13 protein-coding genes are annotated in these 16,313 nt (G+C 73.8%); 2 read left to right on the plus strand and 11 right to left on the minus strand.

What is annotated here, in order from left to right:
- Positions 1-193: 193 nt before the first annotated feature.
- The 3 genes from ACZ4UX_RS29220 to nsdA form a co-directional block, all read right to left on the minus strand.
- Complete coding sequence (locus tag ACZ4UX_RS29220) at positions 194-532, minus strand: P-II family nitrogen regulator (RefSeq protein WP_329489763.1); 339 nt, start codon at positions 530-532, stop codon at positions 194-196.
- Positions 532-1,887, minus strand: a complete 1,356-nt coding sequence (locus ACZ4UX_RS29225) for an ammonium transporter (RefSeq protein WP_465708842.1) — start codon at positions 1,885-1,887, stop codon at positions 532-534. Before ACZ4UX_RS29225 ends, ACZ4UX_RS29220 begins: the two co-directional genes overlap by 1 nt.
- A gap of 331 nt (positions 1,888-2,218) precedes the next feature.
- Positions 2,219-3,673, minus strand: a complete 1,455-nt coding sequence (gene nsdA / locus ACZ4UX_RS29230) for a transcriptional repressor NsdA (RefSeq protein ID WP_329489761.1) — start codon at positions 3,671-3,673, stop codon at positions 2,219-2,221.
- Positions 3,674-4,305: 632 nt separating this feature from the next.
- On the opposite strand from nsdA, the gene ACZ4UX_RS29235 reads away from it, so the two are divergent.
- Positions 4,306-4,977 (plus strand): bifunctional DNA primase/polymerase, encoded by a 672-nt coding sequence (locus tag ACZ4UX_RS29235; protein ID WP_465708843.1) that lies wholly within the window; start codon positions 4,306-4,308, stop codon positions 4,975-4,977.
- Between the two features lie 128 nt (positions 4,978-5,105).
- Here ACZ4UX_RS29235 and ftsY read toward each other — a convergent pair whose 3' ends face one another.
- The 6 genes from ftsY to ACZ4UX_RS29265 all read right to left on the minus strand — a co-directional run bounded on the left by ftsY (position 5,106) and on the right by ACZ4UX_RS29265 (position 13,313).
- On the minus strand, positions 5,106-6,314 hold the full coding sequence (gene ftsY, locus ACZ4UX_RS29240) for a signal recognition particle-docking protein FtsY (protein WP_329489759.1): 1,209 nt from the start codon (positions 6,312-6,314) through the stop codon (positions 5,106-5,108).
- Between the two features lie 239 nt (positions 6,315-6,553).
- Positions 6,554-10,183, minus strand: a complete 3,630-nt coding sequence (gene smc, locus ACZ4UX_RS29245; RefSeq protein ID WP_465708844.1) for a chromosome segregation protein SMC — start codon at positions 10,181-10,183, stop codon at positions 6,554-6,556.
- Positions 10,184-10,360: 177 nt separating this feature from the next.
- Positions 10,361-10,564: a hypothetical protein gene (locus ACZ4UX_RS29250; protein WP_329489757.1), complete on the minus strand. Its 204-nt coding sequence runs from the start codon at positions 10,562-10,564 to the stop codon at positions 10,361-10,363.
- Between the two features lie 423 nt (positions 10,565-10,987).
- Positions 10,988-11,287 (minus strand): acylphosphatase, encoded by a 300-nt coding sequence (locus ACZ4UX_RS29255; protein WP_329489756.1) that lies wholly within the window; start codon positions 11,285-11,287, stop codon positions 10,988-10,990.
- Positions 11,288-11,322: 35 nt separating this feature from the next.
- Positions 11,323-11,820, minus strand: a complete 498-nt coding sequence (locus tag ACZ4UX_RS29260) for a winged helix-turn-helix transcriptional regulator (protein ID WP_329489755.1) — start codon at positions 11,818-11,820, stop codon at positions 11,323-11,325.
- Positions 11,821-11,939: 119 nt separating this feature from the next.
- A complete protein-coding gene (locus ACZ4UX_RS29265; protein WP_465708845.1) occupies positions 11,940-13,313 on the minus strand; it encodes a hypothetical protein in 1,374 nt (457 codons plus the stop codon).
- A 305-nt stretch (positions 13,314-13,618) separates the two neighbouring features.
- Here ACZ4UX_RS29265 and ACZ4UX_RS29270 point away from each other — a divergent pair, with 305 nt between their 5' ends.
- Positions 13,619-14,542, plus strand: coding sequence for a DMT family protein (locus ACZ4UX_RS29270; protein ID WP_329489753.1), 924 nt, complete (start codon positions 13,619-13,621; stop codon positions 14,540-14,542).
- A gap of 33 nt (positions 14,543-14,575) precedes the next feature.
- On the opposite strand, the gene mutM is transcribed toward ACZ4UX_RS29270, so the two are convergent.
- Positions 14,576-15,469, minus strand: a complete 894-nt coding sequence (gene mutM / locus ACZ4UX_RS29275) for a bifunctional DNA-formamidopyrimidine glycosylase/DNA-(apurinic or apyrimidinic site) lyase (RefSeq protein ID WP_465708846.1) — start codon at positions 15,467-15,469, stop codon at positions 14,576-14,578.
- 52 nt (positions 15,470-15,521) lie between these two features.
- Positions 15,522-16,310 carry a ribonuclease III gene (gene rnc, locus ACZ4UX_RS29280; protein ID WP_329489751.1) on the minus strand — a complete coding sequence of 263 codons (789 nt, stop codon included), beginning with the start codon at positions 16,308-16,310 and terminating at the stop codon, positions 15,522-15,524.
- Between the last annotated feature and the right edge of the window lie 3 nt (positions 16,311-16,313).

Raw genomic sequence — 16,313 nt, forward strand, 5'->3', positions numbered from 1 at the left:
GGGGTCCCGTCCGTCGTCGTCCGGTCTGAGCGCGCGCTGGTCGAGCGGGCGGCGCCCGGGTCGCGCGGGGAACGCCGATTCGCGCGAGGAGCGCTGATACGCCGTCAGCGGACCCGCGACCACGGGGTGGTCACGGGCCCGCCGGCGGGATCGTGCTGAATGCTAGGCCCTGTCCTGGAGGAAGGGGTCCTGGTCAGAGGGCGTCGGGGCCGCGCTCACCGGTCCGGACCCGCACGGCGGTCTCGACCGGGACGCTCCAGACCTTGCCGTCGCCGATCTTGCCGGTCCGGGCGGCCTTCACCAGGACGTCGATCAGCTGGTCGGCGTCGTCGTCCTCGACCAGGACCTCGATTCTGACCTTGGGTACCAGGTCCACGGTGTACTCCGCCCCCCGGTAGACCTCGGTGTGACCTCGCTGGCGGCCGTAACCGCTCGCCTCGGTGACGGTCAGCCCGTGCACCCCGAAGGCCTGCAGGGCGGCCTTCACGTCGTCCAGGCGGTGCGGCTTGATGACTGCGGTGATGAGCTTCATCAGGCGTCGACCCCGGTCTTCTCGGTGTTCTTCCCGGCGGCCCTGGCGGCGGGCCCGGACGTGGACTCGGCGACCACCGCGGCGGCCGTCCTGGCCGGGCCGGCCCCCAGCGCGCTGAAGTCGTAGGCGGACTCGGCGTGCTCGGCCTGGTCGATGCCGGCCACCTCGACCTCCTCGGCGACCCGGAACCCGACCGTGCTGTCGATCGCCTTGGCCAGCAGCCAGGAGACGACGAAGGAGTAGGCAGCGACCACGGCCACGCCCATCGCCTGCTTGCCGAGCTGCTCCAGGCCACCGCCGTAGAACAGGCCCTTGGCGGTCTGGCCGACGGTGCCGGTGGCGAAGAGGCCGACCAGCAGCGAGCCGATGGCACCGCCGACCGCGTGCACGCCGACCACGTCGAGCGAGTCGTCGAAGCCGAAGCGGTACTTGAGGCTGATCGCCGCGGCGCAGACGGCGCCGGCGATCAGGCCGATCGCGACCGCGCCGAGCGGGCTGACCGAACCGCACGCGGGGGTGATGGCGACCAGACCGGCCACCGCGCCGGAGGCGGCGCCCAGCGTGGTGAACGCGCCGTGCCGCAGCTTCTCGTAGATCAGCCAGCCGAGCAGCGCGGCCGCCGTGGCCACCTGGGTGTTGACGAAGGCCATCGCGGCGACGCCGTTGGCGGCCAGCGCCGAGCCCGCGTTGAAGCCGAACCAGCCGAACCAGAGCAGCCCGGAGCCGAGCATGACCAGCGGCAGGCTGTGCGGGCGCATCGGGTCCTTCCGGAAGCCGACCCGCTTGCCCAGCACCAGGCAGAGCGCCAGGCCCGCGACGCCCGCGTTGATGTGCACGGCGGTGCCGCCGGCGAAGTCGATCACGCCGTTGCGGTCACCGAGCCAGCCGCCGTTGCCGCCGTCGAAGAAGAAGACCCAGTGCGCGACCGGGAAGTAGACGACGGTCACCCAGAGGGCGATGAACAGGCCCCAGGCGGTGAACTTGGCGCGGTCCGCGACGGCCCCGCTGATCAGGGCCGGGGTGATGATCGCGAACATCAGCTGGAAGGCGGAGAACGCGGTGACCGGGATGGTCCCGGTCAGGTCGTTCAGCCCGACCCCGTGCATTCCGAGGAAGTCCAGGTTGCCGATCAGCCCGGCGCCGGCGTCGGGGCCGAAGCTGAGCGAGTACCCGTAGAGGACCCAGAGCACGCTGACGATGCCCAGCGAGAGGAAGCTCATCGCCAGCATGTTGAGTGTGCTCTTGGCCCTGACCATGCCCCCGTAGAAGAAGGCCAGCCCGGGGGTCATCACCATGACCAGGGCCGCGCAAATGAGCACGAAGGCGGTATCGCCCGCGCTGAAGCCGTCCGGCATCGGCGTCTCCTCATGAATGGAAGCCGCTCCACACCCGGGATACCTGTCCCGTGCCACCCGGGGTGTCGGCGATGGGAGGAGCGTGCCGAAGTCGGGTTTCGACCGATGCGACCCGGTGTTTCGCGACCGTGACGACGGCGACGCGCGGGTTACGCCTACGTGAACCACGGCCGTGCCGCCGGGCCCGGTGGGTTACCGTGCCGCCCCGCGGCACGCGCGGTGCCGGACACACCACCGACCGTGGCGGCGGCGGCCGTCACGGTCGGTGGGGGCTGAGGAGGCTCAGGGGGCCGGGGGGCGGGAAGGCTGGGGGGGCGGGCGCCGGTGCGGGTCAGACCACCGAGACGTACTCCGGGATGTCCTGGACCACCCGCTCCTTGAGCCGGCTGATCGCGTCCACCCCGCCGTACCGGGCGGCAGCGGCCTCGGTGGTCTTGCGGACCCTGGAGTTGAGCCGCTCGGAGCGCACCTTGGTGGCGATCTCCACCGCCTGCTCGGCCATCACCACGGCCTGCTCGGGCTCACGCTGCAGCAGGTGCACGCTGGCCATGCCGATCAGGTTGAAGGCGTAGGAGCGGACGTGGTCGCCGTCCTGGCGGAAGAGGTCGACCGCCCGCTCCATGACCGGGGCGGACATCGAGGCGTACAGCTCGGCCCGGTCCGAGTGGTAGGCGAGGTCGCGGAAGGAGTGCGCGTTCTCGGCGTTCAGCTCGGCCGGCGAGAAGAACTTCAGCCAGTCCGGGTCGCCGTCGCCCTCGCGGATGTCGGTGAAGGTGTCCTCGGCCAGCCGGACCGCCCGGGCGCAGCGGTTCACCTCGCCGATGGTGGCGTAGGCGCGCGCCTCCATCGCGTACAGCAGGGCCTGCTGGCGCGGGGTGGCGGTGTCCCGGCTGCCGTACTGGGCCAGGTGGATCAGCTCCAGGGCGTCCTCGCCGCGGTTGAGGTGGATCATCTGGCGGCTCATGTCGGTGAGGATCAGCGCGCCGAACGGGCGGTCGCCGGCCTCCTTGGCGGCGTGCAGGGCCAGCACGTAGTACTTCTGCGCGCTGGGGTGCATGCCGACGTCGTAGGACATCCAGCCGGCCAGGTGGGCCAGCTCGGCGGTGAGCCGGAACAGCCGCCGGGTGGTCTGCTCGGGGTAGGTCTCCTGGAGCAGGTCGGTGACCTCGTGCAGCTGGCCGACGACGGCCTTGCGGCGCAGCCCGCCGCCGTTCTGCGCGTCCCACTGCCGGAACATGACGGTGGTCTGCTCCAGCAGTTCCAGCTCGGGCTCGGAGAGCCGGCCGGTGAACGGCTCGCCGCCGTTGGCGGCGGTCAGGATCGGGGTGGGCGCGCCGTTCGGGCCGGGGGCGAGCCAGCGCTGCATCGGCTCGATCAGCGCGGCGCCGGCCGTCATGGCGAGCGAGGTGCCCAGGAAGCCCCGCCGGTTCAGCATCAGGTCGCTGCGCGAGTAGTCGCTGATCAGCTGGACGGTCTGCGGGGCGCTCCACGGCAGGTCGACGCCGCCGCCGACGGTGGAGACCGGGATGGCGGCCCGCAGCCCGAGGTCCTCGATGGAGACCACGGAGCCGAATCGTTCGGAGAAGAGCTCCGACATGATCTTCGGGATGGGCTCGCGGGGCTGCTCCCCGTCGAGCCAGCGCCGCACCCGCGAGGTGTCGGTGGACACGTGGTGGGCGCCGATCTGGCGGGCCCGGCGGTTGACCTGGCGGGCCAGTTCGCCCTTGGACCAGCCGCTGCGGGCGAACCACGTGGTCAGCTTCTCATTGGGTTGCTTCTCTGCCATGGGAACGTCCCCATCCCGCCCGGCCCCTGCGGGGCCCCGATCGTGACCGCCCGACGGTTGCGGGCTCTTGCCAGACGTGCTGCTTCTCTTCCGTACCCGAGGTGCTGTCGAGACCGCTGGTCGGACCACTCGTCGCACTGGTGTGCCATCCTCGCGGACGAGCCGTCAGATTCCCCAACTCCCGCCCCCACAGGGCCGGAAGCGGACTCCCCGACGATGTCTGCGTGCTGAACGTAACGCCCCGCACACGGTCCCGGGGAGCGGCCCTGGCGAAACGCCACCTTTCGCCACCCCCAGGAGTGAACCGATCCAAGACCGCACACGCTTCACTGGATAGTCCCGGCGGTCCGGCATATGCGGGCTGCCAAGTCCCCACCGGCATCACGGCCCCTCACCTGCAACCCACGGCAGCCCCAGGCGAGTTTGCCGCCCACCCCGGCAGACGGCCGCCTCGTGGACACGACGATCCGGCACGGGCACCGTCCCCCACAAGGCGGCGCCCGAGGCGCAGGACCGCAACAGGCGCACGCCATGCGCTGCGCGCCGCTCCCGCACCACGCACGACGCAACGGACAATCAACACAAAGTCACCATCCCGTAACCATCGGCAACGAGAACCTGTTGGGGGAGGCATGGACAACCTGTTCGGCGAACTTCGACTGGGGCACCTGCGGTTGGCCCCGCTGAGCGCACGCCGCCGCACCCGGGTGACCGCGTCCCGGGCGGCCGCGGAGTACACCGGCCGCTGGGGCTGGGCGGTCACCGTCGGCAACCAGGCCGGCTCGGCCGCCGCGGCCCGCTGCCACTGCGGTGCCGCCCGCTGTGCCGCGCCCGGTCTGCATCCGGCCCCCGGCGGCGCACCGGCGGACCGCACCCGTACGAACGTCTCCGTCCTGTTCCCCACCGGCCGCGCCTTCGACGTCCTGGACGTCCCCGAGCAGGCCGGCCTCCAGGCGCTGGTCCGGCTGGAGCGGATGGGCACCCAGGTCGGCCCGGTGCTGGCCTCGCCCACCGGCCGGCTGCAGTTCCTGGTCGCCGCCGGCACCGCCCGGCGGCTGCCCGACCTGCTGTACCGGATGGGCTGGGACGACGCCGCGCTCGACCTCACCTGCCACGGCGAGGGCAGCTACGTCGCCGCGCCGCCGACCGTGCTCGGCGGTCTGGGCCCGGTCCGCTGGCTGCGCCGGCCCACCCGTGACAACGCCGGCTGCCCGCCCGAGGCCCGGCTGCTGCTCGGCACCCTCGCCTACGCCTGCCACCGCGGGCGCGAGCGCAGCGCCGAGCCCGCCTGGCTCGCCTCGTAACCACCCCGCCCGCCGGCCCCGAGGGGCCGCCGCCCGCTCCCCCACCAGCGCCGCCCCGGAAGACGCCGGGACACGCCGAAGGGCCCGCCCCGACCGGAGCGGACCCTTCCTCGGACAGCGGCCGGGGTTCAGTCCCCGATCAGCGCGTCCACGAACGCACCCGCCTCGAACGGCGCCAGGTCGTCGGCGCCCTCGCCGAGCCCGATCAGCTTGACCGGGACACCCAGCTCCCGCTGCACCGCGACCACGATGCCGCCCTTGGCGGTGCCGTCCAGCTTGGTGAGCACGATGCCGGTGATGTCGACCACCTCGGCGAAGACCCGGGCCTGGATCAGACCGTTCTGGCCGGTGGTGGCGTCCAGCACCAGCAGCACCTCGTCCACCGGGCCGTGCTTCTCCACGACCCGCTTGACCTTGCCCAGCTCGTCCATCAGGCCGGTCTTGGTGTGCAGCCGGCCGGCGGTGTCCACCAGCACGGTGTCGGCGCCCTCGGCGATGCCCTCCTTGACCGCGTCGAACGCGACCGAGGCCGGGTCCCCGCCCTCCGGGCCGCGGACGGTCCGCGCGCCGACCCGCTCGCCCCAGGTCTGCAGCTGGTCGGCGGCGGCGGCCCGGAAGGTGTCGGCCGCGCCGAGCACCACCGAGCGGCCGTCGGCGACCAGCACCCGGGCCAGCTTGCCGGTGGTGGTGGTCTTGCCGACGCCGTTGACGCCGACCACCAGCACGACGGCCGGGCCGGCCTCGTGCTTGGTGGAGTGCACCGTCCGGTCGGCGTCCTTGCCGACCAGCTCGACCAGCTCCTCGCGCAGCAGGGCGCGCAGCTCGTCCGGGGTGCGGGTGCCGAGCACCTTCACCCGGGTGCGCAGCCGCTCGACCAGCTCCTGGGTGGGGGCGACGCCGACGTCGGCGGTCAGCAGGGTGTCCTCGATCTCCTCCCAGGTGTCCTCGTCGAGGTGCTCGCGGGAGAGCAGCGACAGGAGGCCCTTGCCGAGCGAGTTCTGCGAGCGGGAGAGCCGGGAGCGCAGCCGGACCAGCCGGCCGGCGGTGGGCTCGGGGACTTCGAGGGCCGGCGCCTGCTCGGCCTCGACCGCCTCGGGAGCCTCCGGGGCCGCCTCGGCCTCGGGGAGCTCGACCTCCTCGACGGTGCGCCGCGGCTCCTCGGTCGGCGGCGCGGCCTCCTCGCCGACCTGGGGCTCCCGCGGGGTCCCGGGCGGCGTGATGACCGGCGGCCGCGCCTTCGGGGGGAGCTCCCGGCGTCGTCTGCCGGAGACGACCAGGCCGGCGACCGCGCCGACGGCCAGCACGGCGATGACAACGGCAAGGATCACGTATTCCACATCAATCTCCTTCTCGGGATCCCACGACAGAGTGATCCTTCGGTCACCGACGCACGGGGCGTCGCCGCCTCCCTTACGCCGACGCGGTGCCGTCCGGCACCGGTCGGGGCTTGGCCGTCATGAGGTCGTCAAGCGGCTGAATCAGAAGCCCCCTCGCGCGCGAGGGGGAGGAGTCACAACCCGTCCAGTATCCGTGATCGGGTCGCCCACGGGCAGCTGCCCCGGCGTCGGCCGGTGGATCACCTGGTCGGACGGGCGGCGGCGGCCGCCTCCCGCTGCCCGGCCGGCTGCGCGAGCGGCCTGCGTCGACGGGCCGGGGGCGCCCCCTCCCGCAGCCGCTGGCTGATCACCTGGGAGATGCCGTCGCCCTTCATGGTCACGCCGTAGAGGGCGTCGGCGGACTCCATGGTCAGCTTCTGGTGGGTGATCACGATCAGCTGGGAGCTCTCCCTCAGCTCCTCCATGATCCCTACCAGCCGGCGCAGGTTGGTCTCGTCCAGCGCCGCCTCCACCTCGTCCATCACGTAGAACGGGCTGGGCCGGGCCTTGAAGATCGACACCAGCAGCGCCACCGCGGTCAGCGAGCGCTCGCCGCCGGAGAGCAGCGAGAGCCGCTTGACCTTCTTGCCCGGCGGCCTGGCCTCCACCTCGACCCCGGTGGTCAGCATGTTGTCCGGATCGGTCAGCACCAGCCGCCCCTCCCCGCCGGGGAAGAGCCGCGAGAAGACGCCCTCGAACTGGGCGGCGGTGTCGTGGTACGCCGAACTGAACAGCTGCTCGACCCGCTCGTCCACGTCCTTGACGATGTCCAGCAGGTCGCGCCGGCTCCGCTTGAGGTCGTCCAGCTGCTCCCCGAGGAAGGTGTGCCGCTCCTCCAGCGCCGTGAACTCCTCCAGCGCCAGCGGGTTGACCTTGCCGAGCTGCTGGTAGGCCTTCTCGGCGGCCCGCAGCCGCTTCTCCTGCTCGGCCCGGTCGTACGGCCGCGGCTCGCCGGGCTCCCCGCCGTCGCCGGGTGCGGGCGCCGGGACGAGCCGGTCCGGCCCGTACGAGGCGAGCAGCTCACCGCCCTCGATGCCGAACTCCTCCAGCGCCCGGGACTCCAGCTGCTCGATCCGCAGCCGCTTCTCGGCGCGCAGCACCTCGTCCCGGTGCCCGGCGTCGACCAGCTTGTCCAGCTCGGCCTTGAGTTCGCGGCCGTGCTCGCGGTGCTCCCGCAGCTGCGCCTCCCGCTCGGCGCGCGCCTGCTCGACGGCGGCCCGTCCGGCGTCGGCGCGGGCCAGCGACACCTCCAGGCAGGCCAGCAGCTGTCGGGCGCCGGCCGCGACGGCGTTCGCCACCCGGGCGTCGTGCTCGGCGCGCTCCCGGCGCTCGGCGGCGCGGGCGCGCGCCTCGCGCTCGGTCCGCGCGGCCCGGTCCAGCTGGTCGGCCCGGCCGGCGAGGGCGCGCACCCGCTCCTCGTGCGTCCGCACGGCGAGCCGGGCCTCCAGCTCGGCCTGCCGGGCGCCGGTGGCGGCCGTGGCCAACCGCTGCTGTTCCGCGGCGTCGGGTTCGTCCTCCCCCGCGTCGGCCGACTCCTCGGCGGCCGCGAGCCGTCCGGCCAGCTCCTCGGCGGTGTCGAGCAGGTCGGCCAGCCCCTGCTCGGCGCGACCGGCCGCGGCCGCGAGCCGTTCGGCCTCGCCGGCGGCGGCCCGGGACTGCCCGCCGAGCCGGCCGAGTGCGCCGGCCACCTCGGCCCGCTCGCGCTCCGCCTTCCGCCGGGTGGTGGCCAGTTGCTCCAGCCCGGCGGCCGACTCCCCCCGAAGATCGGTGAGTTCGGCCAGCCTTTCGGCCGACTCGGCGCAGCGGAGGTCCAGTTCGCCGATCGCCCGGGCGGTCTCGTCGACCGCCGCCTGGGTCTCCAGCAGGCTCGGCGCACCGCCCGCGCCGCCGTACGCGAAGCCCGCGCCGAGCCGGTCCCCCTCGGCGGTGACCGCGGTCAGCGCCGGGTGCTCCGTCACCAGCCGCACCGCCTCGTCGAGCGAGCCGACCACGGCGACGCCGGCCAGCAGGGCCCGCGCGGCCGGCAGCAACGGGGCCGGGCCGTCGACCAGTTCGGCGGCCCAGCGGGCGGTGGGCGGCAACGGCGGCGTCGGCGCAGCCGGCTCGGGCGCACCGGCGATGAGCAGCGCGGCCCGGCCGGCGTCCGCCGCGCGCAGCAGGCGCAGGGCGTCGGCCGCCGTGCCGGGCGAGTCGACCGCCACCGCGTCCGCGGCGGCGCCGAGGGCGGCCGCGACGGCGCTCTCGTGCCCGGGCGCGATCCGCAGCAGCGTGGCCGCCGGGCCGAGCAGCCCGGTCAGCCGGTCGGCTGCCGCCAGCAGCGCGCCGGTACCGTCCTTGCGGCGCAGCCCGAGCGCCAGGGCGTCGTGCCGCGCGGTCAGCCCGGCCCGCTCGCGTTCGGCGGCGCCGACGGCCTCGCGGGCACCGGCCAGCTCGCGTTCGACGGCGGCGAGCCGCGCACGGGCCGCCTCGTGGGCGGCCTCGGCCCGTTCGTCGTCCCCCGCCGAGGCGTCGACCTGCTCCCGCAGCTCCTCGTAGGCGGTCCGGGCGGCCTCGGCGCGCACCAGTGCCTCGTCCCTGGCCTCGGTGAGCCGGCCGATCTCGGCCTCGGCGGCGGCGGCTTTGGACCGGGCGGCCGCGGCCTGCCCCTGCAGCCGGGCCAGCCCTTCGCGGCGGTCCGCGATGGCCCGGGCGGCGTCCTTCAACCGCCGCTCCTCCGCGGCGAGTTCCCGCTCCAGCTCACCCCGGGACTCGACCGCCTCGGCGAGCGCGTACCGGGCCTCCTCCAGGGCCTCGGCCAGGGCGGCCTCCTCCTCCCGGACGTGCTCGGCCTCGCGCTCCAGCTCTTCCGGGTCCCGGCCGCGCCGCTCCTCGTCCGCTCCCCCGGCGGCCGCGTGCCGGGCCCCGGCCTCGGCCAGCCCGACGGTGCCGCGGGTCCGCTCGGCCAGGGCGGAGAGCCGGTACCAGGTCTGCCGGGCCGCCTCCAGGCCCGGACCGAGCTGCTGGACCTGCGCCTCCAGGACGGCCTCCCGCTGGATCGCCCGGGCCAGCTCCTGTTCGACGGTGGAGCGGCGCAGCTTCAGCGCCAGTTCGTCGGCGACCTCGGCCTCGACGGCGGTGCGCAGCGCGAGCAGGTCGTCGGCGAGCAGCCGGAGCCGGGCGTCGCGCAGTTCGGCCTGGATGCCGGCCGCGCGCCGGGCGATCTTCGCCTGCCGGCCCAGCGGTCCGAGCTGGCGCCGCAGTTCGGCGACCAGGTCCTGCACCCGGTTGAGGTTGACCTGCATCGCGTCCAGCTTCCGCAGCGCCTTCTCCTTGCGCTTGCGGTGCTTGAGGACGCCGGCCGCCTCCTCGATGAAGGCGCGGCGGCCCATCGGGTCGGCGTGCAGCACGGAGTCGAGCTGTCCCTGCCCGACGATGACGTGCATCTCGCGGCCGATGCCGGAGTCGGAGAGCAGCTCCTGGATGTCCAGCAGCCGGCAGGTGTCGCCGTTGAGCGCGTACTCGCTGCCGCCGTTGCGGAACATCGTCCGGGTGATGGTCACCTCGGCGTACTCGATCGGCAGCGCGCCGTCGGAGTTGTCGATGGTGAGGCTGACCTCGGCGCGGCCGAGCGGGGCGCGCCCGCTCGTCCCGGCGAAGATGACGTCCTCCATCTTGCCGCCGCGCAGCGACTTGGCGCCCTGCTCCCCCATCACCCAGGAGAGCGCGTCGACGACGTTGGACTTGCCGGAGCCGTTGGGACCGACCACGCAGGTGATCCCGGGCTCGAACCGCAGGGTGGTGGCGGAGGCGAAGGACTTGAACCCGCGCAGGGTCAGACTCTTCAGGTGCACGCGCCGGTCTCCTCGTCGCTCGCCAGGGCCCCAGCGGCGACTGTATCCGGACGGACCGGCACCGACGGCGCCCGGACACGACGAAGGGACGCCACTCAGGGCGCCCCTTGCAAGCTGCGTCCCTTATCGGGGCGGCTCAGTGCACTGCTGCGTCGATCTGCGAGGACCGGGCGGGACTCAGGTGAGAGCCGGCTCCCGCTGATCCAGATCGATGCTGTTGAGCAGCGAGTGCTCGTCAGCGACAGCGGTGAGCGCGTCGTTCTCGGCCTGCATCCGAAGGAGCTCGGACTCAAGATCCTGGACACGCTGCTGAAGCCGTCGCACCTCGGTGAGCATTCGCGGGTCGGGGCCGCCGACGTACCCGAGAAGCGCCTTTGCCATGATGAATGGTCCTCCACGCTGAGTGACCGAACCGGAACGGTACAGGTCTAGGGGGAAGGGGGACGCACGCGCGTCGCGCCACCGGCAGTGCTGGTGGGCACTACGGCACAACCACCGTGAGCTGGGCTCACGAGGGCGTGCGCCTACCGGGTAAACGCGGTCGTGTGCGCGGGCTTCCAGCGTCTCACCAAAGACGGAAAGGGTCAACACGATCACCGCACGCTACCGCGCCCCTGTCACCTGCCTGGCGGTGTGGTCACACCAGGGGGGATCTCGGGCCGGTCCACCAGTCGCTCGTGGATCATCGTTCGATGCGGAGTCAACCACGAGTCTGCCCAGATGGCAACCGTATGACACCGAAGGCCGCCGATCATTTCACGGGGGCGGGCCCCGGCCCGTCCGCCACGGCGCGCGGGGCCCCGGTCAGCGGATCTCGAAACCCGGGTAGCCGGTTCCGACGGCCGTCCAGATCTCCGTCACCCCGCTGACGCGGCCGGGCGTGTCCGGGCCGCGCAGCAGCGCCAGCAGGTGCTCGCAGTCGGCCGCGAGTCCCTCGGCCACCACCTGCACCCGGCCGTCGCCGAGGTTGCTGGCGTAGCCGGTCAGCCCGATCTCCAGCGCCCGCGCCCTGGTCCACCACCGGAAGCCGACCTGCTGGACCTTGCCCCGCACCCAGGCGGTCACCCGGACCGGTTCATCACTGTGGGCGTCGCGACCGTGCATGGCCCCGACCCTATCGGGCCGGATCGCGGGCCGCGCTACGGCGCCGTGGGGCCGGCCATCGTCCAGTCCGGGCTGTGGATCTCCGCCCGGAGGTCCCCGCGCCGGCCCTCCTCGCCGCAGGTGCGGCAGACCCAGGCCGGGTCGTAGGGGTGCGGCTCGTGCCCCTCGGGGCTGTGCTCGAAGCTCACCGGCGGCTCGGGGAGCAGCCAGCGGTCGCCCCAGCCGAGCAGGGCGTGGGTGAGCGGGGCGAGGTCGCGGCCGGCCTCGGTCAGGTGGTACTCGTAGCGCGGCGGCCGCTCGCTGTAGGCGCGGCGCTCGACCACGCCCGCCTCCTCCAGCGCGCGCAGCCGGGCGGTGAGCCGGTCGCGCGGAGCGCCGGTGTTGCGGGCGATCCGGTCGAAGCGGTGGTTGCCGTAGAACAGCTCGCGGACGGCGAGCAGGGCCCACTTCTCGCCGACCACGTGGAGCGCGGCGGCGATCGAGCAGGGCCGGCCGGGGAGGGCGGGCGGGGCCGAAGGCGTGTGGGAGGTCACACCACCAGCCTGCCACACAGGGTTGCGTTCTCAAACCTCCTCGGGCGCACCACCGGCAGGGCCCGCGGTTCCCGCCGTCCACCGGCGGGGCCGCGGGCCCGGTCGTCACGCCGCCGGGGTCAGAAGCCCCCGCCGAAGTCACCCCCGCCGCCACCGTCGAAGCCGCCACCGCCGCCGAAGTCGCCCCCGCCGCCGCCGTCGAAGCCGCCGTCGAAGTCACCGGAATCGAAGTCGGCGCCGGAGAAGTCGCCGCCGTCGTAGCCGGAGCCGCCGTCGTAGCCGGCCCCGTAGGCCGGGGAGCTCATCATCGAGCCGAGCATGGTGCCGACCAGCAGGCCGGGCAGCAGCCCGCCGCCGCCGAAGCCGCCGAAGTAGCCGCCCGCCCACGGGCCGTACGCCGGGCCGGCGTTCCAGTACGGCTGCGGGCCGTGCTCGGTCGGCACGGTCCGGACCTCCGGGTCCTGCCCGGTGGCCAGCCGGTCGGCGTCCGCCCGGCAGACCGGGACGGTGCGCGCCGCGCCGCCGGCCGGTGCCCAGTCGGCGTCCCGCACGGACGGGCCGTGCCGCGGGTCGAAGAAGCACGGCGGCCGGCGCTCGGGCAGCGGCCGCTTCTCGCGCCGGGCGTCCAGTGTGGCCAGCGCGAACCGGCCGTCCTCCAGTGCCTCGGTGACCGGCTTGACGTCCTCCGGCCCCTTCGCCTCGTCCATGCTGCGCTTGGCCCGCTCGTAGGAGTCCAGGGCGTGCGTGTAGTCGGCCCGCTGGACGTCGTCGGCGTCCGGGGCGCCCGGGCTGAAGTCGAGCCGGTCCAGCTCCTCGCCGAACGCGGTGATGTCCTCGTCCACCACCCGGCGCAGCTGCGCCAGTTCGGCCCGGCGCCGCTCCTCCTTGCGCTTCTTCGAGCGGCGGAAGAGCAGGAACACCCCGGCGCCGGCCAGCGCCAGCAGGGCCAGCGGCACGACGACCGCCGCCACCGAGAAGCCGCCGGAGCCGCTGTTCACCCCGTGCCCCTTCACCTGGGGCGCGGCGGTGTCGACGAAGTCGTTCAGGGTCGCGTCGACGTCGCCCGGGTGCGAGCGCGCGGACGCGCCCGCGATGCGCTGGGCGCTCGCGGTGGGCAGCGCGGCCTTGTCGGACTGGGCCAGGAACCGGTCACCGCGCCAGATGCCGTAGACACCGGTGATGCCGACCTTGGTCCGCAGGTCGGAGAAGACCGTGCTCGCGCCGTACGGGTCCGCCGCCGGGACCACCGCGATGAAGATCGGCTTGTCGGCCTTGCGGATCTTCTCGGTCAGGGCGTCGGCCTGCCCCTGGCTGAACCGGCCGGTCATCGCCGGGTCGACGTAGACCCGGCCCTGCTTGAGCGCGGCGGTGGCGTCGTCCAGCCCGCCGGCCGCGGCGGCCGCCGGGGCCAGCACGAGCAGCAGCCCGAGCAGCAGCGCCACCAGGGCCGACAGCCCGGCACTCCGGGAGCGTCGTCGAGCGAGGGTTCTCATGCCATCGACGCTACCCCTCCCGCCACGTCGACAGGGCATCCCCTTCGCGTACGGGCGGCCCCGCGCACCCCCACCGTCCGCCGGGGTCGCTCCCCTCCTCGCGGATGATGTTTCCCCCGGCCGCCCCGGAGACGGGCCGCGGCGGGAACCCGGCCGTCGGCCCGGTCGTCCGTCCCGGCGGGTCCACGGGTGGTCGAGGAGCGCTCGACGGCCGATCGGACCCTCTCCCCCGACCAGGCATAGTGGTGGCCGGGCCTCGGCCCCCTTACCTACTCCTGACCTCTTCTCCCGATCGGAGCATCTGGGTGTTCATCGGCCTCGTCACCGCCGTGGCGGCCTCCGCCTGCTACGGCACCGGTTCGGTCCTGCAGGCCGTCGGATCACGTCGCTCCGCCCGGGAGGAGGCCGCCGCCGCGGGCAGCGGCTCGGCCGGGGTCACCGCACACGGCGGGCCCAGCCTCGCCTCCACCGCGAAGGCCGCCGTCACCTGGGAGTTCATCCTGGGCACCGTCCTCGACTTCATCGGCTTCGGACTCGGCGCCCTGGCCGCGCGACTGCTGCCGCTGTTCCTCTCCCAGACCATCATCAGCGCCAATCTGGTGATCACCGCGGTGCTGAGCATCAAGCTGCTCGGCATCCGGCTCAAGCAGCTGGAGTGGGCGTCGATCGGCGTGCTCTGCTCGGCGCTGGTGCTGCTGGCCGTCTCCGCCGGGCCGGAGGGCGGCCACCACGTGGAGATGTCCTTCCACTGGTGGCTGCTGCTGATCACCACCGTGCTGCTGGTCGGTGGCGCCCTGCTGGTGCGGCGGATGGGCGCCAACGGCGCGATCGTCGCCGGTCTGCTCTCCGGCCTCGGCTTCGGAGCGCTCGGCGTCGGCGTGCGGATCCTCAACGGCGTCGAGCCGTTCGACCTCGGCGCGCTGCTCTCCGACCCCGCCCTGTACGCGATCCTGGTCGGCGGCATCGGCGGGATGTACGTGCACACCGTGGCCCTGCAGATCGGCTCGGTGAACGGCGCGACCGCCGCCCTGGTGGTCGGTGAGACGGTGCTGCCCGGCGCCGTCGGCGTCCTCTGGCTCGGTGACTCCTCCAAGGAGGGCCTGGCCTGGCTCGGCGCGGTCGGCTTCCTGCTCGCCGTGGTGTCGGCGGTCGGCGTCGCCTACTTCGGCCAGGACACCCACGGCCCGGCCGGGTCCGACCAGCCGCAGCCCGAACTCACCAAGCGGTAGCGCCGGGTGGCCCCGGAGCGGGGCCACCCGGGCTCAGGCCCCGCTGCGGGCGCGCGGGACGCGCTGGCAGCGGGGGCAGAAGTAACTGGAGCGGTTCATCCAGGCGGCCCGGCGGATCGGGGTGCCGCAACGGCGGCACGGCTCGTCCTCGCGGCCGTAGGCGTCGAGGTCCCGGGAGAAGTACCCGCTCTCGCCGTTCACGTTGACGTAGAGGCTGTCGAAGCTGGTGCCACCGACCGCGAGGGCGGCCGTCATCACGTCCCGCGCGTGGGCCAGCAGGACGGCGGCCTGCGGACGGGTCAGCGCCGTGGTCGGGCGGTCGTAGTGCAGCCGGGAGCGCCAGAGCGCCTCGTCCGCGTAGATGTTGCCGACCCCGCTGATCAGCGTCTGGTCCAGCAGCGCCCGCTTGACCGTGGTGCGCCTGGCCCGCAGCGCGGCCACGAAGGCGGCGTCGTCGAAGCGGGGGTCGAGCGGGTCCCGGGCGATGTGCGCGATGGAGAGCGGGGTGCCCTCCGGGTCACCCTCCTCGACCTCCTCGACGGCCAGCCCGCCGAAGGTCCGCTGGTCGACGAAGCGCAGCTCCCGGCCGCCGTCGGTGAACCGCAGCCGCACCCGCAGGTGCTTCTCGTCGGGCACCGACGGGTCCTGGACGAGCAGTTGGCCGCTCATCCCCAGGTGACCGATCAGCGAGAACCCGCCGACCGGCGAGCCGTCGGCCGCGGTGGACAGCGGCACCCAGAGGTACTTGCCGCGACGCTGCGCGGCGCCGAGCGTGGCCCCGGTCAGCCGCGCGGTGAAGTCGGCCGCACCGGCCGGCTGGCGGCGCACCGCCCGCGGGTGCAGCACGTCGACGGCGGCGACGGTCCGCCCGGCGACCCAGTTCGCCAGACCTCGGCGGACGACCTCTACCTCGGGGAGTTCGGGCACGGGAAACAAGCCTCCTGCGACTGAAACATGCAGGAGGAAGAGTACTGCGTGCTCAGGCGCCGGCGGGCAGGCGGTCGGCGTACTTCTCCTTGATCGCCCGCCAGGCGCTCTCCGCGGCCTTCTGCTCGGCTTCCTTCTTCGAGCGGCCGACGCCGCTGCCGAAGTCCTCGCCGGCCACCCGGGCCGCGGCGGTGAAAGTCTTCTCGTGGTCCGGACCGGACTCCTCGACCACGTACTCCGGCACCCCGATGCCCACCGAGGCGGTGAGCTCCTGGAGGCTGGTCTTCCAGTCCAGGCCCGCGCCCAGCTGGGAGGACTCCTCGATCAGCGGGTCGAAGAGGCGGTGGACGAACTCGGTGGCCGCGTCCAGGCCCTGGTCCAGGTAGACGGCGCCGATCACGGCCTCGACGGTGTCGGCGAGGATCGACGACTTGTCGCGGCCGCCGGTGCCCTCCTCGCCCTTGCCGAGCCGGATGAACGTCCCGAGCTCCAGGCCACGGCCGACGTCGGCGAGCGCGCGGGAGTTGACCACCGCGGCGCGCAGCTTGGCGAGCGTGCCCTCCGGGACGTCCGGGTGGACGCGGTAGAGGGTGTCGGTCACCACCAGGCCCAGCACCGAGTCGCCGAGGAACTCCAGGCGCTCGTTGGTGGGCAGCCCGCCGTTCTCGTACGCGAACGAGCGGTGGGTCAGGGCACGCACCAGAAGGGCGCGCTCGAGCGTGTACCCGAGGCGCCCTTCCAGGACGTCGTATTCGGTCGAAGCCGGCCCGCCGGCCTTTCCGCCGCCCGAAGAAGCCTTCGGGGCGATGGTCGCCTTGCGGGAAGAGTTACTGTCCGACATCGA

It is taken from the genome of Kitasatospora sp. NPDC028961 (assembly GCF_055564815.1).